Annotated in this window: 19 protein-coding genes and 1 pseudogene; 6 read left to right on the forward strand and 14 right to left on the reverse strand. The window is 70.4% G+C overall.

Annotation, left to right across the window (positions count from 1 at the left end):
• Window positions 1-148: 148 nt before the first annotated feature.
• The 3 genes from ACH4U8_RS04455 (at window position 149) to ACH4U8_RS04465 (ending at window position 3,732) form a co-directional block, all read left to right on the forward strand.
• Window positions 149-1,690 carry a long-chain-fatty-acid--CoA ligase gene (locus ACH4U8_RS04455; RefSeq protein WP_395775802.1) on the forward strand — a complete coding sequence of 514 codons (1,542 nt, stop codon included), beginning with the start codon at window positions 149-151 and terminating at the stop codon, window positions 1,688-1,690.
• Complete coding sequence (locus ACH4U8_RS04460; protein ID WP_395775803.1) at window positions 1,687-3,177, forward strand: aldehyde dehydrogenase family protein; 1,491 nt, start codon at window positions 1,687-1,689, stop codon at window positions 3,175-3,177. Before ACH4U8_RS04455 ends, ACH4U8_RS04460 begins: the two co-directional genes overlap by 4 nt.
• 90 nt (window positions 3,178-3,267) lie before the next feature.
• Window positions 3,268-3,732: a hypothetical protein gene (locus ACH4U8_RS04465; RefSeq protein ID WP_395775804.1), complete on the forward strand. Its 465-nt coding sequence runs from the start codon at window positions 3,268-3,270 to the stop codon at window positions 3,730-3,732.
• Here the strand turns inward: ACH4U8_RS04465 and ACH4U8_RS04470 are convergent.
• Together ACH4U8_RS04470 and ACH4U8_RS04475 are read right to left on the reverse strand one after the other, a co-directional pair.
• Entirely contained in the window at window positions 3,716-4,015 is a 300-nt protein-coding gene (locus ACH4U8_RS04470) for a hypothetical protein (protein WP_360318855.1), read from the reverse strand. The genes ACH4U8_RS04465 and ACH4U8_RS04470 overlap by 17 nt on opposite strands.
• A 76-nt stretch (window positions 4,016-4,091) precedes the next feature.
• Window positions 4,092-5,867, reverse strand: coding sequence for a 3-hydroxybutyryl-CoA dehydrogenase (locus ACH4U8_RS04475; protein ID WP_360318858.1), 1,776 nt, complete (start codon window positions 5,865-5,867; stop codon window positions 4,092-4,094).
• Between the two features lie 332 nt (window positions 5,868-6,199).
• On the opposite strand from ACH4U8_RS04475, the gene ACH4U8_RS04480 reads away from it, so the two are divergent.
• Entirely contained in the window at window positions 6,200-7,207 is a 1,008-nt protein-coding gene (locus tag ACH4U8_RS04480; protein ID WP_360318861.1) for an LLM class flavin-dependent oxidoreductase, read from the forward strand.
• A gap of 182 nt (window positions 7,208-7,389) precedes the next feature.
• Here ACH4U8_RS04480 and ACH4U8_RS04485 read toward each other — a convergent pair whose 3' ends face one another.
• The gene (locus ACH4U8_RS04485; RefSeq protein WP_395775805.1) at window positions 7,390-9,789 is read right to left on the reverse strand and encodes a hypothetical protein; all 2,400 of its coding nucleotides are present in this window, start codon (window positions 9,787-9,789) and stop codon (window positions 7,390-7,392) included.
• Between the two features lie 495 nt (window positions 9,790-10,284).
• Between ACH4U8_RS04485 and ACH4U8_RS04490 the strand changes: the two genes are divergently transcribed.
• Window positions 10,285-13,305, forward strand: a complete 3,021-nt coding sequence (locus ACH4U8_RS04490) for a LamG-like jellyroll fold domain-containing protein (RefSeq protein WP_395775806.1) — start codon at window positions 10,285-10,287, stop codon at window positions 13,303-13,305.
• A gap of 106 nt (window positions 13,306-13,411) precedes the next feature.
• Here the strand turns inward: ACH4U8_RS04490 and ACH4U8_RS04495 are convergent, their stop codons facing one another.
• The 4 genes and pseudogenes from ACH4U8_RS04495 to murA form a co-directional block, all read right to left on the reverse strand.
• Entirely contained in the window at window positions 13,412-15,400 is a 1,989-nt protein-coding gene (locus ACH4U8_RS04495; protein ID WP_379992474.1) for a protein meaA, read from the reverse strand.
• Between the two features lie 350 nt (window positions 15,401-15,750).
• Window positions 15,751-16,035 (reverse strand): annotated as a pseudogene (locus tag ACH4U8_RS04500) (STAS domain-containing protein); the annotation flags it as partial.
• A gap of 226 nt (window positions 16,036-16,261) precedes the next feature.
• The gene (locus ACH4U8_RS04505; RefSeq protein ID WP_360318875.1) at window positions 16,262-17,110 is read right to left on the reverse strand and encodes a 3-hydroxyacyl-CoA dehydrogenase family protein; all 849 of its coding nucleotides are present in this window, start codon (window positions 17,108-17,110) and stop codon (window positions 16,262-16,264) included.
• Window positions 17,111-17,220: 110 nt separating this feature from the next.
• Window positions 17,221-18,501, reverse strand: a complete 1,281-nt coding sequence (gene murA, locus ACH4U8_RS04510; protein ID WP_360318878.1) for a UDP-N-acetylglucosamine 1-carboxyvinyltransferase — start codon at window positions 18,499-18,501, stop codon at window positions 17,221-17,223.
• A gap of 113 nt (window positions 18,502-18,614) precedes the next feature.
• Here murA and ACH4U8_RS04515 point away from each other — a divergent pair, with 113 nt between their 5' ends.
• Window positions 18,615-19,187, forward strand: coding sequence for a cob(I)yrinic acid a,c-diamide adenosyltransferase (locus tag ACH4U8_RS04515; RefSeq protein WP_360318880.1), 573 nt, complete (start codon window positions 18,615-18,617; stop codon window positions 19,185-19,187).
• Window positions 19,188-19,205: 18 nt separating this feature from the next.
• Here ACH4U8_RS04515 and ACH4U8_RS04520 read toward each other — a convergent pair whose 3' ends face one another.
• The 7 genes from ACH4U8_RS04520 to ACH4U8_RS04550 all read right to left on the reverse strand — a co-directional run bounded on the left by ACH4U8_RS04520 (window position 19,206) and on the right by ACH4U8_RS04550 (window position 25,988).
• A complete protein-coding gene (locus ACH4U8_RS04520; RefSeq protein ID WP_360318883.1) occupies window positions 19,206-19,781 on the reverse strand; it encodes a DUF2550 domain-containing protein in 576 nt (191 codons plus the stop codon).
• Window positions 19,782-19,863: 82 nt separating this feature from the next.
• Entirely contained in the window at window positions 19,864-20,238 is a 375-nt protein-coding gene (locus ACH4U8_RS04525; protein WP_360318886.1) for a F0F1 ATP synthase subunit epsilon, read from the reverse strand.
• A gap of 206 nt (window positions 20,239-20,444) precedes the next feature.
• Window positions 20,445-21,893, reverse strand: coding sequence for a F0F1 ATP synthase subunit beta (atpD, locus tag ACH4U8_RS04530; RefSeq protein WP_360318888.1), 1,449 nt, complete (start codon window positions 21,891-21,893; stop codon window positions 20,445-20,447).
• 5 nt (window positions 21,894-21,898) lie between these two features.
• Window positions 21,899-22,807 carry a F0F1 ATP synthase subunit gamma gene (locus tag ACH4U8_RS04535; RefSeq protein ID WP_360318891.1) on the reverse strand — a complete coding sequence of 303 codons (909 nt, stop codon included), beginning with the start codon at window positions 22,805-22,807 and terminating at the stop codon, window positions 21,899-21,901.
• A gap of 20 nt (window positions 22,808-22,827) precedes the next feature.
• On the reverse strand, window positions 22,828-24,471 hold the full coding sequence (gene atpA, locus ACH4U8_RS04540; RefSeq protein ID WP_360318894.1) for a F0F1 ATP synthase subunit alpha: 1,644 nt from the start codon (window positions 24,469-24,471) through the stop codon (window positions 22,828-22,830).
• Between the two features lie 144 nt (window positions 24,472-24,615).
• Window positions 24,616-25,431, reverse strand: coding sequence for a F0F1 ATP synthase subunit delta (locus ACH4U8_RS04545; RefSeq protein ID WP_360318897.1), 816 nt, complete (start codon window positions 25,429-25,431; stop codon window positions 24,616-24,618).
• Window positions 25,431-25,988: a F0F1 ATP synthase subunit B gene (locus ACH4U8_RS04550; protein WP_020549135.1), complete on the reverse strand. Its 558-nt coding sequence runs from the start codon at window positions 25,986-25,988 to the stop codon at window positions 25,431-25,433. Before ACH4U8_RS04550 ends, ACH4U8_RS04545 begins: the two co-directional genes overlap by 1 nt.
• Window positions 25,989-26,013 lie beyond the last annotated feature (25 nt).

A 26,013-nucleotide genomic window follows, 5' to 3' on the forward strand; every position in this document is an offset into this window, starting at 1 on the left:
GTCCGCGCCATCCGCGCCTCCGCGCCATCCGCGCGCCCGCACCGTCCAGGCATCCACACCGCCCCGCACACCCACACGCGTCCGGGCGGATCGCCCGCCCGCGCACACCCCTGAGCCCCTCCCTCCCCTCCCCCGCGAGGAGCAGCCCATGGGCATCACCCAGCCATTGCACCGATGGGCCCAACAAACCCCCACGCGCCGGGCCGTGATCGACGGCGACGCGGGCCGCACGTTCCACGAACTGCGCGAGCGGGTGGCCCGGTTCGCCGGCGCTCTGCACGGGCTCGGCGTCCGCGCGGACGACCGGGTCGCGATCCTGGCCCTGAACTCCGCCCGCTACCTGGAGTGCCTGAGCGCGATCCCCTGGGCCGGCGGCGTACTGAACCCGGTGAACATCCGCTGGAGCACGGCCGAGATCGCCTTCTCCCTGGACGACTCGCAGTCCCGCGTGCTGATCGTCGACGACGCGTTCGCGGCTCTGGTGCCCGCGTTGCGCGCCGCCTCGTCGAGCGTGCGCGAGGTCGTGCACCTGACCGACGCGCCCACCGGACCCGGGATGCACGACTACGAGGCACTGCTCGCCGCGGCCGAGCCGATCCCGGACGCCGATCGCGGCGGCGCCGACCCGGCCGGGATCTTCTACACCGGCGGGACCACCGGATTCCCCAAGGGCGTGATGCTCTCGCACGCCAACGTGCTCGCCTCCGCGATGGGCGGCCTGCTCGCCACCGCCCCCTACCGGGTCGCGCCGGACGCCCGTGTCCTGCACGCGGCCCCGCTGTTCCACATCGCCGGGTTCGGGGTGTGGCTGATGAACTCGATCGTCGGCACCCCACAGGCGGTCCTGCCGGCGTTCGACCCCGAGCAGGTCGCCGCGACCATCCAACGCGAACGGGTCACCGAGATCTTCCTGGCCCCGACCATGGTGCAAATGATGCTGGAGCACCCGAAGTTCGCCGGGTACGACCTGTCCACGCTGCGACTGCTCACCTACGGCGCGTCGCCGATCACCGCCACGCTGCTGGGCCGGGTGCTCGAAGCGCTGCCGGACACGGCCCTGATCCAGGCCTACGGCCAGACCGAACTATCCCCGCTGGCCACGCTGTTGTTGCCGCAGGACCATCTGGACGCGGACCCGGTGAAGCTGCGCTCGGCCGGCCGGCCGTGCCACCACGCGGAGGTACGGGTCGTCGGCCCGGACGAGCGGGAACTCGCGCGCGGCGAGGTCGGCGAGATCGTCTCGCGCGGGGACCACGTGATGCTGGGGTATTGGAATCGGCCGGAAGAGACCGGACAGGCGCTGCGCGGCGGCTGGATGCACACCGGCGACCTGGGCTTCATGGACGCCGAGGGCTATCTGACCGTGGTCGATCGGCTCAAGGACATGATCGTCACCGGCGCGGAGAACGTGTACAGCGCCGAGGTCGAGAACGCGGTCAACACCCACCCGGACGTGGCGGGCTGCGCCGTGATCGGCCTGCCCGACCCCGAGTGGGGCGAGCGGGTGCACGCCGTCGTGGTGCCGCATCCGGGCCGCGAACTGACGGCCGAGTCGCTCCGGGCCCACGTGAAGACGTTGATCGCCGGCTACAAGGCGCCCAGGAGCGTCGAGTTCGTCGAGGCACTGCCGCTGACCGCGGCCGGCAAGGTGCAGAAGTCGGTGTTGCGAGAGAGGACGAACCAGCCGTGACCACGACCGTGGAGACCTTCGCCTCGTTCGACCCGGCGACCGGCAAGGAGTTGGCCCGCTACCCGATCCACGACGCCGGGCAGGTGCGCGCGGCGGTGGACCGGGCCCGGGTCGGCGGCACCTGGTGGGCCGGCCTGGCGCCCGCCGAGCGGCGCCGCCGGATGCGCGCCTGGGCCGCCGAACTCGTGCGCACCCGCCACACGTTGGCCGCGCTGATCCACGACGAGACCGGCAAACCGCACGACGACGCGTTCCTGGAGCTGCTGTTGGGCCTGGAGCACATCGCCTGGGCGTCGCCGCACGCCGCCCGTGTGTTGCGCCGGCGTCGCCTGCCCAGTGGCCTGGCGATGGCCAACCACGCGGCGTACGTGGAGTATCGGCCGTTCGGTGTGGTCGGCGTGATCGGACCGTGGAACTACCCGGTGTTCACCCCGCTGGGCTCGATCGCCTACGCCCTCGCGGCGGGCAACACGGTGTTGTTCAAGCCGAGCGAACACACCTCGGGGGTGGGGGTGTTCCTGGCCGACGCGTTCGCCCGGGCCAATCCGGACGCGATGGCGGGCGTGTTCGAGGTGGTCACCGGCGGCGGCTCGACGGGTGCCGCGCTGTGCGGGGCCGGCGTGGACAAGCTGGCCTTCACCGGCTCGGGTGCCACCGGCACGCGGGTGATGACCGCGTGTGCGCGCACCCTCACGCCCGTGCTGATGGAGTGCGGCGGCAAGGACGCGCTGATCGTCGGCGCGGGCGCGAACGTCAAGGAAGCCGCCGAGGCGGCCCTGTGGGGTGCCCTCTCCAACGCCGGCCAGACCTGTGTGGGGATCGAACGGGTCTTCGTCGAGCGCTCGATCAGGGCCGAATTCCTGGACGAACTCCGCGCCGGGATCGCGGACTTGATCCCACCCGACGAACCCGGCGGCGGATACGGGCCGATGACCGTGCCGACCCAGATGGAGGTGGTGCGCCGGCACATCGACGAGGCGCTCGCCGGCGGCGCGACGGCGCTGGTGGGCGGGATCGGCGCGGTGCGACCGCCGTACATCGACCCGGTCGTGCTCGTGGACGCGCCGGACGACAGCGGGGTGGCCTGCGAGGAGACGTTCGGCCCGGTGATCGCGGTCCGCACGGTCGAGGACCTGGACGAGGCCGTGCGGTTGGCCAACGGCACCGGTTACGGCCTGGGCGCGGCGGTGTTCGCCCGGACCGGCCGCCTCGGCGTGCAGGTCGCCCGGCGGCTGCGGACCGGCATGGTGTCGGTGGACGCGGTGATCGCCTTCGCGAGCATCCCGGCGTTGCCGTTCGGCGGAGTCGGCGCGAGCGGTTTCGGCCGCATCCACGGCGCGGACGGGCTGCGCGAGTTCGCCCGGCCGCAGTCGATCACCCGGCGCTTGTTCCGGACACCGATCGAGCCCACGTCGTTCGCCCGCACCCGGGGCACCATGAAGCTGCTCGACCGCTACGTCGCCCTGCGCTTCGGACGACGAGCCTGAGTGCGGCGACCGGACCGACCCGTCCGACGCACACCCGACGGTCGAACGTACTCTCGACAAACCCACGGCCGGCGGGCACGATCGCGGCTTATGACGTTGACCCGGGGGATCGTGACGTACGCGGCCGTGGTGACCTTGAGCATCGAGGCGCTGGCGGCGAGCATCGGCTGTGGCGTGGTCGCGCCGATCGTGTTCCTGAATGTCCTGGCCGACCGGTACGGCGACCGACCCGAGGGCCGACAGGCCATCGCGGGCACCGTCGGTGTCACCTTCCTCGTCCTGCTCGCCCTGGTGATCACGATCTGGTCGATCTGGGCGGTGAGCAACCTGCGCGACCGGCTGCGCACCGGCTCGACCTCCCGGGTCGGCCTGATCGGCGCGGCCGGGATGCATGTGGCGGCTTCGGCGGTCGCGCTGCTCTTCCCGCTCGTGCTCGCGGCGACCCTGCCCATCCTGGCGCTGCTGCTCGCGGCGACGCTGGCGACCCGACCCCGGCGGCCGGCCGGTCGACGCATGGCCACGGGGCGGGACCAGGCGTCTACCGTCGCCGGGTGATCCGTCGTTGCCCGCGGCTGTTCCAGCACGGGCGATGCCAGTGCCGACGCTCTTCGACCCGGCCGTCCGCGGACCACGCGACCAGGTGCGGCACACCCGGCGGGATCTCGTGGTCGCACCCGGGGCAACGATAGGTCTTGGTCGCCGCCTGACCGCTGATCGGACGCACCAGCCACTCCCCGTCCGCCCCCGACTCGCGCTCCTCGAAGCCGAGGCTGGGGTCGCGGGGCTCGTCCCGGTCGACGATCCGGGAGCGGCTGGTGGGCTTGTTACGACGCGGCACACAAAAAGGGTACGGGTGCACGTGGTGCGTGCGCCCGTACCCCTCTCGTACTACTGCCCCCGACCGGTCCGCCCGCCTACCGCTTCGCGTAGTCCCGGAACCCGCGACCGGTCTTGCGGCCGAGGTAGCCCGCCGTGACCAGGTGCTCCAGCAGCGGCACCGGCGACCAGCCCGGCTCGCGGAACTCGGCGAACAGCACCTTCTGGATGGCCAGCGAGACGTCCAGCCCGACCACGTCGAGCAGTTCGAACGGGCCCATCGGGTAGCCGGCGCCCAGCTTGATCGCGGTGTCGATGTCCTCGGCCGTCGCGTAGTTGGCCTGGAGCATGCGCACCGCGTCGTTCAGGTACGGGAACAGCAGCGCGTTGACGATGAAGCCCGCGCGGTCGCCGCAGTCCACCGCGTGCTTGCGGGTCCGACGACAGACCTCGTGGATGGTGGCCACCACGTCGTCCGAGGTGGCGACCGTACGCACCACCTCGACCAGCTTCATCACCGGCGCCGGGTTGAAGAAGTGCATGCCGACCACGTCGCCGGGCCGCGAGGTGGCCACCGCGCAGTCGATCACCGGCAACGAGGAGGTGGTGGTGGCCAGGATCGCGCCGGGCTTGCAGATCTCGTCGAAGTTCTCGAACAGGGCCTGCTTGACCGACAGTTCCTCGACCACGGCCTCCACGACCAGGTCCGCGAAGGCCAGGTCGTCCAGCCGGGTCGAGCCGGTCACCCGGGCCAGCGCCTCGGCCTTGGCCTCCTCGGTCAGCCGGCCGCGCTGGATCTGCTTGTCCAGCGAGCGCACCAGCGCGGTGCGCACCCGCTCGACCTTCTCCTCGCTGCGCGCGACGTAGACCACGTCGTAGCCGGACTTGGCGAACACCTCGACGATGCCGGTGGCCATCGTCCCGGTGCCCACCACGCCCACCGCACGCACCTCGCGCGCCGTGCCGGCGACCGCCGCGGACTCGCCCGCCTCGGCCACCACGACCGGCGAGCCGGCCTGCTCGTAGGTGTAGAAGCCACGACCGCTCTTGCGCCCGAGCAGCCCCGCGGTACGCATCTGCTTGAGGATCGGCGCGGGCGCGTGCAGGCGATCGCGCGACTGGCGATACATCTGCTCCAGGATCTCGTACGCGGTGTCGATCCCGACCAGGTCGAGCACCGCGAGCGGACCCATCGGCAGACCGCAGCCGAAGCGCATCGCCGCGTCGATGTCCTCGCGCGTGGCGTACTTCTGCTCGTACATCGACGCCGCGTGGTTGAGGTACGCGAACAGCAGCCCGTTGGCGATGAACCCGGCCCGGTCGCCGGCCACCACCGGCGACTTGCCCAGCCGCTCGGCGAGCGCGACCACGTCGGCGAGCACCTCGGGTTCGGTGACCACCGTGCGGACCACCTCGACCAGCTTCATCACCGGCGCGGGGTTGAAGAAGTGCAGCCCCACCACGTGCGAGGAGCGCGCGGTGGACACCGACAGCTCGGTGACCGACAGTGAGGAGGTGTTGGTGGCCAGGATGGTGTCCGGACCACAGATCTTGTCGAGCCGAGCGAAGAGTTCCTGCTTCTGCTCGAGCTGCTCGGGTATCGCCTCCAGGACGAGGTCCGCCGCGGCCACCGAGTTCAGGTCGGTGCCCAGGGTGATGCGCTCGAAGATGTCTCGCTGCTGGTCCTCGGTCAGCTTCCCACGCGCCGCCGCGCGGGCGGTCGACTCGGCGATCCGGGCCCGGCCGCGCGCGATGGCCTCGTCGGAGACGTCCACGCCCACGACGGTGAGTCCCGCCCGGGCCAGGACCTCGACGATGCCGGCACCCATGGTGCCCAGGCCGACCACACCGACCGTGCTGATGTCACGGGTCATCTGCTGTGCTCCTCGCTGCTGAAATGGCGTCTCCCGAACGGGAGTACGCCTTGGTTACTGCGAAGTAGTACCGCGGGGTTCCAGGAGTATGGCAGCCCCTGTGAGACAGGCACAGGCCGGTGGGATGTGCCGTTCGCCTCGGTCCGTCCCGAATATCTGTTCGGGTGGATGATCGAGTGTTCCCGTCGACGATCGGGCGCGGGTGCCGTCCTGTCGATAGCCGCCCGGTCGGGAGGAAAACCATCAGTGGTGAAGGATTACCTCCGAGGTCCTTCGAGCGTTGTGTTGTCTGTGGCCGCAGGGCCGACGGGAACACGGACAAGGAGGACGCGATGAAGTTGGGCATCTTCCTGCTGGCGGCACAGTTCGACGCGGGCGATCACGGTGAGGTGCTCACCGGTGCCATGGACGCGGGAATCGCCGCGGAGGAGGCCGGGTTCGACGAGGCGTGGATCGCCGAACACCATTTCGTGCCGTATGGGTTGTGCCCGTCGGCGGTCACCTTCGCCTCCATGCTACTGGGGCGTACGCACCGAATCGGGGTGGGTACGGCCATCAGCGTGCTGTCCGACCAGCACCCGGTGGCGCTCGGTGAGCAGACCGCCCTGCTGGACCAGCTCTCCGGCGGCCGATTCACCCTGGGCGTCGGGCGCGGCGGGCCGTGGGTGGACCTGGAGGTCTTCGGCACCGGGCTGCGCCGGTACGACGAGGCATTCCCCGAATCACTGGACCTGCTGATGCGCTGGCTCACCCACCAGCGGGTGGGCGCCGAGGGCGAACACTTCGCGTTCCGCAAGGTGCCCGTGGTGCCGCGCCCGCGCACCTACCCGCACCCGCCGGTGATCGTCGCCTGCACCTCCCGCGAGAGCGCCTCGTTGGCCGCCCGACACGGCCTGCCGATGTTGCTGGGCATGCACGCCGACGACGCGGAGAAGGCCGCGATGGTCCGCACCTACGAATGCGCCGCGTCCGCGTGCGGCCGGGACCCCAACGCGGTCGAGCACGCCGCCGCGAGCGTCGCCTACGTCGCGGACACCTGCCGCGAGGCCACCGACACCCTGCGTCGCGCGATGCCCAGGTGGCTGCGCCGGGGCCTGTCCGCGCACGTGACCGCCGACGACCGGCAACGCCACATGCGCGACCCGGCCGAGTACACCGACTTCCTGTGCCGCATCCACCCCGTCGGCTCCCCCACCGACTGCGTCCGCCGCCTCACCCGCACCGCCGAACGCACCGGCATCAACCGTTTTCTCCTGTTCACCGAAGGCGCGGGAGCCCCGTCGATGACCCTGGAGAACGTGCACCGCTTCGGTAAGGAAGTACTCCCGGCCCTGCACTGACCCGGCCCATCCCCCGAGCCCACCACCGACCCGAACCACCGTCGTGTTCGTCTTCGCGTTCGGCGTGCCGTCCCCCGGCTGCCGCCGAACGTGGACCGGCCGTCCCGCGTGGCGTCGGCGATCCTCGATCGGCGTCGGGTTCCGGCCGCGGGGTTCGCCGCCGGCTCGGGGGCCGAGCCGGCTCAGGTGCCTCCGCCGTCCGCCGGGGCTTGGATCGGGGCCGAGGCGGAGGTGGTCGACGCGGGCGAGCTCGGCGGCGGTGCCGAGGTCGTCGCCGGTGCCGAGCTGTCGGTGTGAGACGGGGAGTTGGCCGGGCTCGACGAGCGCGGCGAGTTGGCCGGTGCCGAAGCGGTGGCCGAGCTCGACGACCGCGGCGTGCTGCCGGTCGTCGTCGTCGCGGCACCCGTCGAGCCGGGTTTGTGGCTGCCGGTCGGCGGAGCCGGCTTGTCCCGGTCGGACTTGGGTTCGGCCTCGACGCCTCGGTTGGGCGTGTTCGGGTCGTACGCCGCCGAGCCGGTGGAGCCCACCGGGCGGCGGCGGTCCTCCTTGTCCGGCGAGTCCGAACCCATCGCGACCACCGCGGCCAGGGTGACCACCAGGACCACGGCCGCGCCCGCCGTCATCAACACGCCGCGTCGGCCGATCCCGCCGCGCGTCACGCCGGCCGCGCCCTCGGTGGTCGCCGCCACCACCCGGTCGCCGCCGGCCAGGGCCAACACCCGGCGGTCCGCCGCGAGGCCGCGCTTGTCCGAGCCGACGTCGCGCATCCGGGTGGCCGCGACCGCCTCTTCGCGCGCGCCCCGCGGATCGCCCGTGCACAGCGCCAGGATGGCCAACTCGTGCCGGAACCAGGCGTGATCGGACGCCGCCGCGGCACCCGCGTCGCGCGCCGAGGACAGGCCCAGGTCGAGCACCTCGCCCCAGGCGTCCCAGCGGGCCGAGGCGCCGAACGCGGGCGCCGAGGCCCGGGCCAACGAACGCGCCGAACCGGCCTTGCCCAGCCGCTCGGACTCGCGCAGGCAGGCCAGGATCGTGTCCGCCTCACGGGCGATCTCGGCGGGAGTGACCGAGGGGTGCGAGACCCACCAGGTGAAGTGCTGTATCGCCGCGACCGCCCACGAGGACGGTCCGCGCACGATCGCCGCGATCGCCTCGGCGGTGCCCCCGGTGAGCCGATATCGGCCGAACTCGCATGTCGCCAGCCCGGCTTCGACCAGTTCGTCGGCGGCGCCCACCGCGTCCACCGCGCCGGTCAGGGCCGGCAGGTGTACCGGGTCCGGCAGTTCGCCGTCCAGGGCCGAGGCCAGTCGCAACACCTGCTGCGCCGACGCGGACACCAGCGGCACCAGGCGGGGTACGAACTGGCGCGGCTCGCCGGGCGAGGGCAGCTCGCCCGACCCGTCCGCCGCGCCGTCGTCGAGCAGCCCGTAGCCGGACCGCCCGCGCTCGCGCCGCGCGAGCAACGCGCCGGCCTGGACGAACCGCCCCGGATGGCCGCCGACCTGGAACCACAACGCCGAGGCCCAGGCGAGTTCCTCGTCGTCGAGTTCGCGCCCGGCGGCACGACGCAGCAGATCGAAGCACGCCTCCTGGGGAAGACCGCCCAGGGTGATCTCGTGCAGCGGCGAATCCCGGCGCACGATCGGATCCACCACCTCCGGACCGGCCACCAGGAACGCGCATTCCGGCGCCATCCGCAGGAGCTCGGACAGGTCGTCCTGACCCAGCGCCAGGTCGTCCACGACCACGAGCGCGGCCGGCTCGGCCAGGAGCCCGGCCAGTTGCTCGCGGGTGGGTCGATACGCCGGGCCGGCGAAGCACGCGTCGTGCAGTTGCTGCAACAGGTCGTCCAGGCCGCGGCGCCGCCCGTCGAGCAGGATCACCCCGTCCGGCGCGCCCGCGGGATCGAGCGCGGCGAGGTAGCGCAGCAGGGTGCTGCGTCCGCTCGACGACGGGCCGCCGATCCGGACCGACGTGCCGCGCTGCAACAGGCCGGTCAGCTCGGCGATCTCCACCCCCCGGCCCAGCGGCGGCAGGTCGGTCGCGGGCACCGAACCGGGCAGCCTGGACGGCCGCGGCGGCCGCGCTCCGGCGGACAGCGGCGCGACGTCGGTGCCGTCCACCCCGCCGAAGGTGAGGAGCAGGTCGCCGGCGACCAGTTGCAGCACCCCCGGCCCGGACTCGCCGACCCCGCTGCGATCGGCCGCCGGGTCCGACCATTCGTCGTCGAGCCGGATCGGCTCGCCCCGACCGATCCGAGGCTCGGACGAAGACGGAAACGAAGGCGCGGCAGGAGGCACGGACGACTCGGCGGCGGCCCCGGCCCAGTCCCCGAACTCCGGCGCGGACGGCTCGAACGCGGCCCCCGAGCCACCCGGCCCGCCCTGCGCCGACCCGGCCCCGGCCCTCGGACGCGGCCCGAACAACTCGTCCAGATAGGCGTCGTCACCCCAGGACTCGCCGAAGGAGTCCATCGCATCGCCGGCGGAATCCGTGCGCGCGTCGGCCGGGGTCCCGAGCGGATCGTCCTCGAAGCGCTTTTCCCCGTCTTCTTCCGGCCGTTCCCTGCCGACGCCGTTCATGCCACTCCCTGTGCTCCCCGTCGTGGTTCCTCGACGCGCCGGTGCGGCCGGGGACAAGTCCGGGCACTCGGGGGCGGAAACCGGTGATCAGTGTGCCGGGCGCGGCCGGCACACCGATACCCGGCGCCGGGTTCGTGACAAGATCGTTGAGCACCGACGCGTCGAGCAGCGGGGCGGCCGACCACGGGCTGCGCGCACCCCCGCCGCACCGCATCCCACCCTGCCACCTCCTGCCGTCGAGCGGACCGGGTCCGGGCCGACCTTCGCTCCCTCTTCACAACACAACGCGCGCGCCTTCGAGTGGTCACGGGACGATCCTGTCGAGCCGGTCCCGAGGGCACCCGGGCTTGTCGAAAAGTCGGTGTATACCCGCCGAGTCGCCCTATGGTGCACAAGTGACGCCACAACGGTCCGGCGCACAGGGGGAACAGGGGGACATACATGTCCGGTTCCATCATGTCCGGTTCCATACGATTGCGATGTACGGGACGGCGGGTGAGCCGGCACAGGACCCGACTCGCCTGCGCCGCCGCGCTGCTCGCCTCATTGGCACTGTCGATACCCTCGGCCGGCGCATCGCCGGCCTCATCCGCCGTCGTCTCCGACGCATCCGCGCGGCCGCCCGGTCCGGAGCTGTTCGGCTCGGCACCCAGCGCGCGTGCCGGCTCCGCACAGGCCGCCGCGGTGCCGCCGAAGTTCTCCGACGATTCGGTACTGACCGGCCTGAGCCAGCCGGTCGACGTGGCCTTCGCCAAGGACGGACGGGTCTTCGTCGCCGAGAAGTCCGGCGTCGTCAAGGTGTTCGACTCGCTCACCGATCCCACGCCCACGGTGTTCACCGATCTGCGGGCGAAGGTGCACAACTTCTGGGACCGCGGCCTGCTCGGCCTGGCCCTGGCCCCGAACTTCCCGACCGATCCGTCGGTCTACGTGATGTACGCGCACGACGCACGTCCCGGCGGTTCGGCCCCCTACTGGGGCACCGCCACCGGCCCGGACGACGGTTGTCCGGACCCGCCCGGCGCCCAGGCCAAGGGTTGTCTGATCACCGGCCGGGTCGCCAGGCTGACCGCGACCGGCAACACCGCGGGCCCGGAGCAGGTGCTGGTCGAGGGCTGGTGCCAGCAGTTCCCGTCGCACGCCACCGGCAGCCTCGCCTTCGGCCCGGACGGCTACCTCTACGCGTCCGCCGGGGACGGCGCCAGCTTCGACTGGGCGGACTACGGCCAAACCGCGGCGAGCGGCCCGATCCCGGGCAAGGATCCGATCCCGGCGAACCCGTGCGCCGACGGGAACAGTCCGGTCGGCACCGTACTGACCGCGCCGACCGCCGAGGGCGGCGCACTGCGGGCGCAGGACTTCCGGACCCCGGGTGACCCGTTCGCGCTCAACGGCAGCATCATCCGAATCGACCCGAACACCGGTGCGGGCGCGCCCGGCAACCCACTCGCGGGCAACGCCGACGCCAACGCCCGCCGTCTGGTGGCGGCCGGCCTGCGCAACCCGTTCCGGTTCGGCTTCCGGCCGGGCACGAACGAGCTGTGGGTGGGCGACGTCGGCTGGGGCACCTGGGAGGAGATCGATCGGCTCACCCCCTCCGGCGGCGCCGTGGCCAACTTCGGCTGGCCCTGCTACGAGGGCTCGGCCCGCCAGGGCGGCTACGAGTCGATCGGCCTGAACCTGTGCAACAACGTGTACGCCGACGGGCCCGGGGCGGTCAAGACGCCCTACTACGCCTACCAGCACAGCGCCGCGGTGGTCCCGGGCGACGGCTGCCCGACCGGCAACGGCTCGGCGATCTCCGGGGTGACCTTCTATACGGGGCAGCGCTACCCGGCCGCGTACCGCAACGCGATGTTCTTCGCCGACCACAGTCGGCGCTGCGTGTGGAGCATGCTGGCCGGTGCCGACGGGCTGCCGGACCCCGCCACCCGCCAACTGTTCGTGAGCAACGCGAACCCGGTCCAGTTGACCACCGGCCCCGAGGGCGACGTGTACTACGTCGGCTTCGAGGACGGCGCGATCCACCGGATCCGCTACACCGGCAGCGCGCCCAACGCGGTCGCCTCGGCCACCCCGACCACCGGCACCACGCCGCTGACCGTGGCGTTCACCGGCTCCGCCTCCACCGATCCGGATCCGGGCGAGACCCTCACCTACGCCTGGGACCTGGACGGTGACGGCGCGTTCGACGACTCGACCGCGGCGAACCCGTCGTACACCTACACCACTCCCGGCACCCGCACCGTCAGACTGCGCGTCACCGACCCGGTGGGCCTGACCGGCGTCTCCGCGCCGATCACCATCTCGGCGGGCAACGCACCGCCGACCCCGGTGATCGACACCCCGGCCGGCACGCTCACCTGGAAGGTCGGCGACCCGATCGCCTTCGGCGGACACGCCACCGACCCGCAGGACGGCGCCATCCCGGGCACCGGCCTGAACTGGCAGATCATCATGCATCACTGCACGACGCCCACCGACTGCCACGAGCACCAGATCACCGGCCAGGTCGGCGCCTCGGGCAGCTTCACGGCGGTCGACCACGAGTATCCGTCGTGGCTCGAACTACGGCTGACCGCCACCGACTCCGGCGGCCTGACCGGGACCACCAGCGTGCGCCTGAACCCGAAGACCGTGGACATCACGCTCGCGTCCGATCCGGCGGGCCTGACCCTGGGCCTGTTCTCCTCACAACGCCCGGCACCGTTCACCAGCACGGTGATCGTGGGCGGCACCTCCTCGATCGCCGCGCCGACGACCCAGGCCCTGAACGGCAAGAACTACGAATTCGTGTCCTGGTCGGACGGCGGCACCGCCGCGCACAACATCACCGCGCCCGCGACGCCGATCACGTTGACCGCCACCTATCGTGAGGTCGACGGCCCGACGCCCGGTCTGATGGCCCAGTACGGCTTCAACGCGTCGAGCGGCACGATCGTCACGGACGACGCCGGCCAGGGCAACAACGGCACCGTCACCGGCGGCACCTGGGTCACCGGCCATTCCGGCAACGCGCTCTCCTTCAACGGCACTTCGTCGATGGTGACGGTGCCGCACAGTGCCCGCCTGACACTCACCACCGGGATGACCCTGGAAGCCTGGGTCAAACCCTCGGCGATCACGAACTGGCGCAGCGTCCTGCTCAAGGAACGCGGAGGCGGCCTGTCCTACGCGCTGTACGCGAACGGCACCGCCGCACCCAACACGTCCATCAACACGACCGGCACCAACAACGACACCTACGCCGACGGCACCGCAGCCCTGGCCACCGGTGCCTGGGCACACCTGGCGGCCACCTACGACGGCACCACGCTGCGTCTGTACGTCAACGGCGTCCAGGTGCAGGCCACCGCCCACACCGGCCCGATCGTGGACCAGGGCGGCGCACTCCACATCGGCGGCAACACCGTCTGGGGTGAGTACTTCGGCGGCCTGATCGACGACGTCCGCATCTACAACCGCCCGCTGACCCCCACCGAGATCACCACCGACATGAACCGCCCGGTCCCGTAACCCAGCCAACCCTCGAACGCCGGCCGGGCGCACATCGCCCGTCCGGCGTTCGAGGACACCCCGGCCGGCCGTCCGCGTTCGAGGACGAGCCAGGCCGGGCGAAGCCTCAGCCCGAAGGCACCGCGGCCCCGGCCGCCAGGCCGTTCGCCGCCCGAATCACCTCGACGATCCGCCCCATGATGTCCGTGATCCCGAAGTCCTTCGGCGTAAAGACGGCAGCAACCCCCTGCGACCGCAACACCACTTCGTCGGCGGAGGGAATGATCCCCCCGACGATCACCGGCACATCACCGATCCCCGCGTCGCGCATGCGCGAGAGCACGTCCGGAATCAGCTCCAGATGCGACCCCGACAGGATGGACAGCCCCACGCAGTGCACGTCCTCCTCGACCGCCGCCGCCACGATCTGCTCCGGAGTGAGCCGAATCCCCTGGTAGACCACCTCGAAGCCGACATCGCGCGCCCGCACCGCGATCTGCTCGGCCCCGTTCGAGTGCCCGTCGAGCCCCGGCTTGCCGACCAACAGCCGCAACCGGCCGCCCAGTTCCTCGCCGGTCCGCCGTACGGCACCGCGCACCTCGGTGAGCCCAGCGCCGTCCTGCACGCCGACCACCCCGGACACCCCCGTCGGTGCCCGATACTCGCCGAACTCCTCGCGCAGCGCCTGCGACCACTCGCCCGTGGTCACCCCCGCCCGCACACACGCCAGCGTGGCCGGCATCAGGTTGACCGCCGAGGCGGCCTTCCACGACCGCGCGTCCTCGCGCAGCCGGGCCATCGCCGCGGTCACCGCCTCCGGGTCGCGGTCCGCGCGCCAGGACCGGATCCGCTCGACCGCCGAGCGCTCGGCGTCCGGATCGGCGCTCATGATCGCCGCGTCCAGGTCGGCGGTCAGCGGGTTCTCCTCGGTGGTCTCGAAGCGGTTCACCCCGACCACCACCTCGTCGCCCGCCTCGATCCGGGCCCGCCGGGCGGCGTGCGAGCCGACCAACTGCGACTTCATGTAGCCCGATTCGATCGCCGCGACCGCGCCGCCCATCGCCTGGACCCGGTCGATCTCCGCGCGCGCACCCGCCACCAACTCGGCGACCTTGGCCTCGATCACGTGTGAACCGTTGAAGATGTCGCCGTATTCGAGCAGGTCCGACTCGTAGGCCAAAACCTGCTGGATCCGCAACGACCACTGCTGGTCCCACGGCCGGGGCAGCCCCAGCGCCTCGTTCCAGGCGGGCAACTGCACCGCCCGCGCCCGGGCGTCCTTGGACAGCGTCACGGCCAGCATCTCCAGCACGATGCGCTGGACGTTGTTCTCCGGCTGCGCCTCGGTCAGGCCCAGCGAGTTGACCTGCACGCCGTAGCGGAACCGCCGCTGCTTGGCGTCGCGTACGCCGTAGCGCTCCAGTGTGAGTTCGTCCCACAACTGCACGAACGCCCGCATCTTGCACATCTCTTCGACGAACCGCACCCCGGCGTTGACGAAGAAGGAGATGCGCTGCACCACCTCGCCCATACGATCCGCCGGCACCTGCCCGGAGTCGCGGACCGCGTCCAGCACGGCGATCGCGGTGCACATCGCGTACGCGATCTCCTGCACCGGCGTCGCGCCCGCCTCCTGGAGGTGGTAGCTGCAGATGTTGGTCGGGTTCCACTTGGGGATGTTCGAGACCGTGTACGCGACGGTGTCGGTGATCAGCTTGAGCGAGGGCCCGGGCGGGAAGACGTAGGTCCCGCGCGAGAGGTATTCCTTGATGATGTCGTTCTGCGTGGTGCCGGTGAGCTTGGCGATGTCCGCGCCCTGCTCCTCGGCGACGACCTGGTAGAGCGCGAGCATCCACAGCGCGGTCGCGTTGATCGTCATCGAGGTGTTCATCTCCTCGACGGGGATGCCGTCGAGGAGCGCTCGCATGTCGCCGATGTGCGAGATCGGCACGCCGACCTTGCCGACCTCGCCGCGCGAGAGCACGTGGTCGGGGTCGTAGCCGGTCTGGGTCGGCAGGTCGAAGGCCACCGACAGGCCGGTCTGGCCCTTGGCGAGGTTGCGCCGGTAGAGCGCGTTGGAGGCGGTGGCCGAGGAGTGACCGGCGTAGGTGCGCATCACCCAGGGACGGTCACGCTTGAGCGGCGCGGCCTGCTCGGTCGGCGAGGGCTGACCGGCCGGGGACGGCGTGGCCGGCTGCGAGGGCTGAGCTGAGGGCGTCTGGCTCGCCACGGAATACCTCCGGAGGGTTCCGGACCGACCGGTACTCGGCGACTACCGGCCTGGGCGTGCCCGCTGGTCCGCTGTCACCGCGCCTGGTGCGGCCCTGCTTACCACGGAGTGTACTGACGGGTAACAGCTCCGGACAGGGTGTGTTCGACCACAGCACGCAAGTCGTCGCCGGACTCGCCTGACACTGTGTCGGCCTGCTCGCACGATCGACCGGCTCGGACCCCGGCGGTTTCGCGGAGGGTGAGGATACGGTGCAATCGAGTCAACACGAGCACCCGGTAGACGTCGGGGTTGACCCCGGTCAGCACGAGGCGACGTTCGCGCCGACCCGCCCGCCGATGCGCGCCGACGATCAGGCCCAGTCCGGTGGTGTCCAGTGCGGGCACCCGGGTGAGGTCGAGAATCAGGTCGCCGTCGCCGTTGTCCAGCGCGTCGTGCAACGCCAGGCGCACATCGGCGGTGGCCCGCACGTCGAGTACGCCCGCCAAGTGCAACTCGCGTGGGTCGCCCCAAACACGCATCGTCTCCTCCTGGGGAATCCGTCCGTTCGATGACGGTTCCGCTTCCCAGAAGAACACCCAAAACCCGATAATCCTCACTCATCACATCGGACTTCACTCGTACAGGTGACGAATCATCAGATGATGCACCGCCCGCGCGCCGCCCATCGGACCAACGGCCGCCCGACGACCGCCTCGTGGGCGTCGAGCCCACGAAACCGGTCGCAAAGCGGCCGTCGCGCCGGACTCAGTACCGGTAGAAACCCTTGCCGGTCTTGCGGCCCAGGTCACCCGCCGCGACCATGCGGTTGAGCAACTCCGGCGGAGCGAACTTCTCGTCCTTGCTCTCGGCGTAGATGTTGCTCGTCGCGTTGCGCATGATGTCCACGCCGGTCAGGTCGGCGGTGGCCAGCGGCCCCATCGCGTGGCCGAAGCCCAACCTGCAGGCGATGTCGATGTCCTCGGCGGTGGCCACCCCCGCCTCGTACAGCTTCACCGCCTCGACCGTGAGCGCGGTGATCAGCCGAGTGGTCACGAAGCCGGCCACGTCCCGGTTGACCACGATGCACGTCTTGCCCATCGCTTCGGCCAGTTCGCGCGCGGTGGCCAGCGTCGCGTCCGAGGTCTTGAAGCCGCGGACCAGTTCGCACAGGCTCATCAGCGGCACCGGCGAGAAGAAGTGCATGCCCACGACCGACTCGGGTCGGTCGGTGACGGCGGCGATCTCGGTGATCGGGATCGCCGAGGTGTTGCTCGCCAACACCGCGCCGGGCTTGCAGATCCGGTCCAGCTCGGTGAAGACGGCCTGCTTGACCTCGACCTTCTCGAACACCGCCTCGACCACGACGTCCGCGTCCGCGACGGCTTCCAGGTCGGTGGTGCCGGTGATCCGGGCCAGCGCCGCCGAGGCGTCCTCGGCGGTCAGCCTGCCCTTGGCGACGAACTTGTCGTACGAGGCCGCGATCCCGCTCAGCCCGCGCTCCAGGGCGGCGTCGGTGACATCGCGCAGGACGACGTCGTAGCCGGCCTGCGCGGCGCCCTGGGCGATGCCCGAGCCCATGAGCCCGGCCCCGATGACGGCGATCTTGTTGGTCACTGCGCTACCCCTCCAGTACACGAACCCGAACCGACGCCCTGCGGACGTCCCTCGCCCGGGAGCGTAGCCGGACCCTCGAAGACACCGACTCACCCCTACCTGACGACCCGTCAGAAACGCGAGGTACTCTCCGGCTCCGGCTCCCGGACGATCTTCGCGCCGAGCGACTGGAGCTGCACCTCCAGGCCGGTGTAGCCGCGATCGATGTGGTGCACCCCGCTGACCGTGGTGTCCCCGTCGGCCACCAGGCCGGCCAGCACCAGTCCCGCCCCGGCCCGGATGTCCGCGGTCAACACCGGTGCGCCGGAGAGCTGTTCGACTCCACGCACGATCGCGTGGTGTCCGTCGGTACGAATCGAGGCACCCAGCCGGAGCAGTTCCTGCAGGAACACGAAGCGCGCCTCGAAGAGGTTCTCGGTGATCATCGCCGAACCCTCGGCGATCGAGTTCATCGCGGCGAAGAACGGCTGCATGTCGGTGGCGAACCCCGGATACGGCAGGGTGACCACGTCCACGGCCCGGGGCCGCCGGTCCATCACCACCCGGAAGCCGTCCCGCACATGCGACACCTCGGCGCCGGCCAGGGTCAACTTGTCGAGCGCGATCTCCAGATGCTCGGGATGCGCGTTGCGTACCGTCACATCGCCCAGCGTCATCGCGGCGGCGACCGCGAACGTACAGGCCACGATCCGGTCCGGCACCGTGCGATGGCGCACCGGCTTGAGCCCCTCGACGCCCTCGATCTCGATCGTGGACGAACCCGCGCCCTCGATCCGCGCGCCCATCTCGGTGAGCATCGAGCAGATGTCCACGATCTCGGGCTCGCGTGCCGCGTTGTCGATCACCGTACGGCCCTGCGCGAGCACCGCGGCCATCAGGATGTTCTCGGTCGCGCCCACGCTCGGGAAGTCGAGCCAGACGGTGGTGCCCTTCAAGCCGTTCGGCGCCTTGGCGATCAGCACACCGTGCGAGTTCTCCACGGTCGCGCCCAGCTTGACCAGGCCCTCGATGTGCATGTCGAGACCGCGCGAGCCGATCGCGTCCCCGCCCGGATAGGCGACGTGCACCTCCCCGCAACGCGCGAGCAGCGGGCCCAACACGCAGATCGACGCGCGCATGCTGCGCACCAGGTCGTAGTCCGCCTCGAAGCGCGGCGCCGCCGGCACATCGATCCGCACCGTCCCGGTGGTCTCCCCCTCGACCTCACAACCCAGCCGCCGCAGCAGCTCGCTCATGATCTCCACGTCGAGGATCCGGGGTGCCTCCTCGAGCACCGTGGTGCCCTCCGCCAGCAGCGCGGCGGCCATCAATTTGAGCGCGCTGTTCTTCGCGCCCGTGATCCGCACCTCGCCGACGAGTCGCTGACCACCTGTCACCCGGAACCTGTCCATCGGAGAATCGTACTGATTCCCGGACCCCGCCACGGACCGCGCCAAGCACGGACAAAGCGCGCCCCGAGGCCGGTTGCGAACGAACCCCAGGCCACGGGCCTAAGGTGTCCGTCATGGTCAACCTCACCCGGATCTACACCCGCACCGGCGACGACGGCACCACCGCGCTCGGGGACATGTCGCGCACCGCCAAGACCGATCCTCGACTCGCGGCCTACGCCGACGTGGACGAGACCAACGCGGTGATCGGCGTCGCGCTCTCGCTCGGCAACCTGGACGAGGATGTGGTCCGGTTGTTGACCCGCATCCAGAACGACCTGTTCGACCTGGGCGCCGACCTGTCCACTCCGGTGGTCGAGGACCCCAAGTACCCGCCGCTGCGGGTGGAACAGGGCTACATCGACGCGCTGGAAGCGGCCTGCGACGAGTACAACGAGAACCTGGAGAAGCTGCGCAGCTTCATCCTCAACGGCGGCACCCCGGGCGCCGCGCTGTTGCACCAGGCCCGCACCGTCGCCCGCCGTGCGGAGCGCACCACGTGGGCCGCCCTCGAAGTACACGGCGACTCGATGAACCCGCTGACGGTGAAGTACCTCAACCGCCTGTCCGACCTGCTGTTCATCCTGGCGCGGCACGCGAACCGCGAGGTCGGCGACGTGTTGTGGGTGCCGGGCGCCAACCGCTGACGCCAACGGCCGGCGCTGCTAGGCGACGTTCACCCGTTGTCCCGGCGGCGCCGCTTCCAACCAGGCCAAAAAGCCGGTCAACGCGTCGTCGCTGAGCGCGAGTTCGATCCGCGCGCCGTCGTGTTCGCAGACCAGGATGACCGCGCCCGCCAGCAGCGCCAACTCCTCCTGGCCGGCCGGTTCCCGGCGACCGATCACGTGGATCCCGCCGCGCTGCAACACCCGGCGCGGTCGCGGCGCGTAGCTGAACACCCGGAACCATTCGATCCGGTCGCCGCTGTAACGGGCGATCCCGAAGACCCAGCCCTTGCCGTGGTCGGGATCGGCCGACGGCGCCGCCGGGTCCCCCTCGGCCGCGTCCGCGGCCCGCTCCGGGGACGACGACGCGGCGCCCCCCGGGGCCTGGTGCCCGGGTGACGCCGCGGTGGTCGATCCGGCTTCGCCGGCCGGCACTACCGGTGGCCGCATGCGAAGCGAACAATCGAAGGTGCCACCCGGTCGCTGGATCAGCCGGCGACGCAGCGCGAAGGCCGCGACGCCGACCACCAATACGACGACAACAGCCAGAATCACGCTCAGCACAACGAGGACCATCCGGATCGACCTCCTCGTTCGCGCGTTGAGCAGTGGTCCCGGCCGTGTGTCGGTCCGGGCTCTGGTGCTGCGACTGGCCTTGTCAGTCCCGCCGCTGGGCGGCCAACAGCCGCGTCTCCGCGCGCCGCTCGGCGCTGGAGTCCTTCGCCGCGCCGGCGCGCTCGAGCGCCCGCTCCGCGCGGGCGACATCGATCTCGTCGGCCAGCTCGGTGATCTCGGCGAGCAGCGAGAGGTTGTTGTCCGCGAACGAGATGAACCCGCCGTGGACCGCCGCGATGACGACCGAACCGTCGGCCTGACGGATCGTCACCGGACCTGATTCGAGCACTCCGAGAACCGGCTGGTGACCGGCCTGGATGCCGATGTCGCCGTCCGCGGTGCGTGCGATGACGATGGTGGCCTCGCCGGACCACACCTTGCGGTCGGCCGCGACCAGCTCGACGTGCAGCTCAGCCAACGTGGCTCCTCATGTCGGGTCGAAGACACGCTGGTCTTCGCCTCCGCCCTCACGGGACGGGTGGTGTCCAAGGATAGTGGCCCGGACGGGCCTGGCTCCAACCGGCGCAGGCGCCGGCGGGTTTCCGGCCACGCCGAAGGGCGCGGTCGGGAACCGACACGAGGGGCGGACCCATGCGGGACCGCCCCTCGTCGATCAGGCGATCGTCAGCCCTTGTTGAGCTCGGCGATCTTCTTCTCGAGGTCGTCCAGCCCACCGAGCATGAAGAATGCCTGCTCGGGAGCGTGGTCGTACTTGCCGTCGGCGATCGCGTTGAACGCCTCGACGGTCTCGGACAGCGAGACGTCCGAACCGTCGAGCCCGGTGAACTGCTTCGCCACGTGGGTGTTCTGCGACAGGAACCGCTCGATGCGCCGCGCCCGGTGCACGGTGAGCTTGTCCTCTTCGGACAGCTCGTCCATGCCCAGAATCGCGATGATGTCCTTGAGGTCCTTGTACTTCTGCAGGATGTTCTTGACCCGCATCGCGCAGTCGTAGTGGTCCTGCGCGACGTAGCGCGGGTCCAGGATCCGCGACGTCGAGTCCAGCGGGTCCACCGCCGGGTAGATGCCCAGCTCCGAGATCGGACGGGAGAGCACGGTCAGCGCGTCGAGGTGCGCGAACGTGGTCGCCGGGGCCGGGTCGGTGAGGTCGTCCGCGGGGACGTAGATCGCCTGCATCGAGGTGATCGAGTGACCACGCGTCGAGGTGATGCGCTCCTGGAGGGTGCCCATCTCGTCGGCGAGGGTCGGCTGGTAACCCACCGCGGAGGGCATCCGGCCGAGCAGCGTCGACACCTCGGAACCGGCCTGGGTGAACCGGAAGATGTTGTCGATGAACAGCAGCACGTCCTGCTCCTGCACATCGCGGAAGTACTCCGCCATGGTCAGGGCCGACAGCGCCACCCGCAGACGGGTGCCCGGGGGCTCGTCCATCTGGCCGAAGACGAGCGCCGTCTGGTCGTAGACGCCCGCTTCCTTCATCTCCTCGATCAGGTCGTTGCCCTCACGAGTACGCTCGCCGACGCCGGCGAACACCGACACACCCTCGTGCAGACGGGCGACACGGACGATCATCTCCTGGATGAGCACCGTCTTGCCGACGCCCGCACCACCGAACAGACCGATCTTGCCACCCTTGACGTACGGGGTGAGCAGGTCGATGACCTTGATGCCGGTCTCGAACATCTCGGTCTTCGAGTCGAGCTGGTCGAAGGCCGGCGCCTTGCGGTGGATCGGCCAGCGCTCGGTCACCTCGAAGCTCGCCCGGTCCACGTCGAGGACCTCACCGAGGGCGTTGAACACGTGCCCCTTGGTGACGTCGCCCACGGGGACGGAGATCTGCGCGCCGGTGTTCGTGACGACGGCGCCGCGAACGAGGCCGTCGGTCGGCTGCATCGAGATCGCGCGCACGATGCCGTCGGCAAGGTGCTGCTCGACCTCGAGGGTGAGGGTGGTCTTGCCCTCGTCCTCGCCCTGGCCCGTGAGGTCCAAGTCGACGTGCAGCGCGTTGTACATCTCCGGCATCGCGTCGACGGGGAACTCCACGTCGACGACCGGGCCGATGACGCGGGCGACGCGGCCCGTGGCAGCGGCCGTCTCAACAGTGGCAGTCATGATGTCTAATCACTCCCCGCGGTCGCGTCGGCCAAGGCGTTGGCGCCACCGACGATCTCGCTGATTTCCTGGGTGATCTCGGACTGGCGAGCGTTGTTCGCCAGACGAGAGAGGGTCCGGATGAGGTCTTCGGCGTTCTCGGTCGCCGACTTCATCGCCCGCCGGCGGGCCGCGTGCTCGGAAGCGGCGGACTGCAGCAGGGCGTTGAAGATGCGGCTTTCGACGTACCGCGGCAGCAGTGCGTCGAGAACACCCTCGGCCGAGGGCTCGAAGTCATAGAGCGGGAAGGGACCGCCGGCCGGCGGCTCGTCCGTCTCCTCGACCGCCAACGGGAGCACCCGCACCGCGACCGGGCTCTGCGTGAGCATGGAGACGAACTCGGTGCTGACGAGATGAATCTCGTCCACACCGCCCTCCTCGGTGGGCGTCACGAACGCGTCGATCAGCTCACCTGCCACCTTCTTGGCGTCGGAGTACTCGGGGCGGTCGGAGAATCCCTTCCACTGCCCGGCCAGGTCCACGTCGCGGAACTGGAAAAATCCGATGCCCTTGGACCCGATCACGTAGCGGCTGACCGTCTTGCCCTCGTCCTCGAGCAGCTTGGTGAGCTGCTCGGCGGCCTTGATGGCATTCGAGTTGTAGCCGCCCGCGAATCCGCGGTCACTGGTTACCAGCAGCACCGCGGCCCGAGTGGGCCGCTCCACCGAAGTGGTCAACGGGTGCTGCGTGCTGGAGAAGGTGGCGACCGCGGAAACGGCGCGCGTCAGCTCGTCGGCGTACGGCTTGGAGGCCGCGACGCGCTGCTGCGCCTTCACGATCCGCGACGCCGCGATGAGCTCCTGGGCGCGCGTGATCTTCTTGGTCGCCGACACGGAACGGATCCGACGCCGGTAGACCCGAAGTTGGGCTCCCATTGGTCAGGGTTCTCCGTTCTTTACTCGGACTTGGCCACGTGACGGGTGATCTTCTCCTGGCCGACGTCTTCCTTCGTCAGCCCGGCAGGCGCCACGTCCTGGATCAACGGCTCGCCGTCGAACTTGGTGAACGTCTGCTTGAAGGAGTTCACCGCGTCGGTGAGCGCCATCACGGTGTCGTCTTCCAGCTTGCCGGTCTCGACGATCCCGGTCAGCAGGGCCGCGTGCTTGTGCTGCACGTACTCGTGCAGCTCCTTCTCGAAGCGGCGGATGTCCTGCACCGGCACGTCGTCCAGCTTGCCGGTGGTACCGGCCCAGATCGAGACGACCTGGAGCTCGATCGCGAACGGCTCGAACTGACCCTGCTTGAGCAGCTCGACCATGCGCGCACCGCGCTGGAGCGAGGCCTTGGAGGTGGCGTCCAGGTCGGAACCGAACGACGCGAACGCCGCCAGCTCGCGGTACTGGGCCAGGTCGACACGAAGTCGACCCGCGACACTCTTCATCGCCTTGATCTGCGCCGAGCCACCGACTCGCGAAACCGAGATACCGACGTTGACCGCGGGGCGCACGCCCTGCAGGAACAGGTCGGACTCCAGGAAGCACTGACCGTCGGTGATCGAGATGACGTTGGTCGGAATGTACGCCGACACGTCGTTCGCCTTGGTCTCGATGATCGGGAGACCCGTCATCGAACCGCCGCCGAGCTCGTCCGACAGCTTCGCGCAACGCTCGAGCAGACGCGAGTGCAGGTAGAAGACGTCACCGGGGTACGCCTCGCGCCCCGGCGGACGACGCAGCAGCAGGGACACGGCGCGGTACGCCTCGGCCTGCTTCGACAGGTCGTCGAACACGATCAGAACGTGCTTGCCCTGGTACATCCAGTGCTGGCCGATGGCCGAACCGGTGTACGGGGCCAGGTACTTGAAGCCGGCCGGGTCGGACGCCGGGGCGGCGACGATCGTCGTGTACTCCAGCGCGCCGGCCTCTTCGAGCGAGCGGCGCACGGACGCGATGGTCGTGCCCTTCTGGCCGATCGCGACGTAGATGCAGCGAACCTGCTTCTTCGGGTCGCCCGAGCGCCAGTTGTCGCGCTGGTTGATGATCGTGTCCAGGCAGACCGCGGTCTTACCGGTCTGCCGGTCGCCGATGATCAGCTGACGCTGGCCCCGACCGATCGGGGTCATCGCGTCGATCGCCTTGATGCCGGTCTGCATCGGCTCGTGCACCGACTTGCGCATCATCACGCCGGGAGCCTGAAGCTCCAGCGCGCGACGGCCTTCGGCCGCGATCTCGCCCTGGCCGTCGATCGGCTGGCCGAGCGGGTCGACGACGCGACCCAGGTAGCCGTCACCGATCGGTACCGACAGAACCTCGCCCGTACGACGGACCTTCTGGCCCTCTTCGATGCCGCTGAAGTCACCGAGGATGACGACACCGATCTCGCGGACGTCGAGGTTCTGCGCCAGACCGAGGGTGCCGTCCTCGAACTTGAGCAGCTCGTTCGTCATGACCGAGGGCAGGCCCTCGACCTTGGCGATACCGTCGTACGCCTCGGTGACGGTACCGACCTCTTCGCGCGCGGCCGTCTCCGGCTCGTACGAGGCGACGAAGCGCTCCAGCGCGTCCCGGATCTCCTCCGGCCGGATCGTGAGCTCCGCCATCTGGTGTCCCTGCTCTCCTAGGTGGTGGGGTTAACGGTCCGCTGTCCGTCGCTTGTCGTACGGAACCGCGGTGCTGCTGTGGGGGTCGCTGTGCCGCTCGGGGATTTCCCCGGGCGGTCGACGACGCCCCTGTCGTCCGGTGTCTCAGCCGGCGAGCCGTCGGCCCGCTTCTTCGAGACGTGTGGTCACGGTGCCGTCGATGACGTCGTCACCGATCTCCACGCGGACCCCGCCGATGACGTCGGCATCGATTTCCACGTTCAGGTGGACCTCGCGGCCGTACATCCGGCCCAGCGCCGCGGCCAAGCGGGTGCGCTGCTCCTCGGTGAGAGGCAGTGCGACCGTGACCAACGCGACCATGCGACGCCGGCGATCGGCGGCAAGGCGCGCGTACGACTCGAGCCCGTGTTCAAGGTTACGGCTACGGGGGTGTGCGACAAGCCTGGTGATCAGCCGCCGGGTGACGGGCTGGGCCCGGCCGTCCAGCAGTCCGGAAACCAGTTCCGCCTTGCGCTCGTTCGCCACACCCGGGTCGGTCAGGGCGGAGCGCAGCTCGCGCTCGCCCACCACGATCCGGCCGAAGCGGAACAGCTCGTCCTCGAGCTCGTCGAGCTTGCCGTCGCGCTCGGCGGCGATCAGCTCGGCGGACACCGAGAGTTCGGCGATCGCGTCGACCAGGTCGGTCGGCCGCGACCAGCGGGTACGGACCAGTCCGCCGAGCAGATCCGCCGTGGTACCGGAGATCTGACCGGAGAGGAGCTGGGCCAGGAAGGCCGCGCGGGCCTCCCCGGAACGTGTCGAGTCGGTGAGGACCCGACGCAGCGACACCGTCCGGTCGAGCAGGATGACCACGGAGTCGAGCTCCTGGGCCAACCCGACCATGTCGGTACCGGTCACGGTCGCGAGCGCGTCGAGGCGCTCACGAGCCGCGGCGAGGGATTCCCTGCTGGCGCCCTGCATCAGCGCACCTTCTCCGAGGTCGCCGTTGCGGAGGCCTTGGCCTCCAGCTCCTCCAGGAAGCGGTCGACGACCCGACGCTGACGCGCCTCGTCCTCGAGCGACTCCCCGACGATGCGCGACGCGAGGTCGACGGCCAGCCGGCCGACGTCCTGACGAAGCGCGTTCTGGGCCTGGTTGCGGTCGGCCTCGATCTGGGTGTGGCCGGCGGTGACGATCTCGTCCTTGATCCGCTGGCCTTCGGCGCGCATCTCGGCGATGGCGACTGCACCCTGTTCGCGGGCGTCCTCCGTGAGGCGACCGGCCTCACGACGGGCTTCGGTGAGCTGGTCGCGGTAGCGCTCCAGCTCGGCCTGGGCCTCGGCCTGCGCCTCTTCGGCGCGCTTGAGACCGCCCTCGATGGCGTCCGTACGGTCCGCCAGCGTCTTGGCGATCTTGGGAAGGAGCATCTTCCACAGGAAGCCGAAGACGATGAGGAACGCCACGCCACCGATGATGATCTCGTCGAGCGGCGGGAGAAGAGGATTCATCTTCTCTTCGCTGTTGGCGAGGAAAATCACGGTGTGAGGACCTTCCGTCCGTAGC

It is taken from the genome of Embleya sp. NPDC020886 (genome assembly GCF_044333915.1).
GTDB lineage: Bacteria > Actinomycetota > Actinomycetes > Streptomycetales > Streptomycetaceae > Embleya.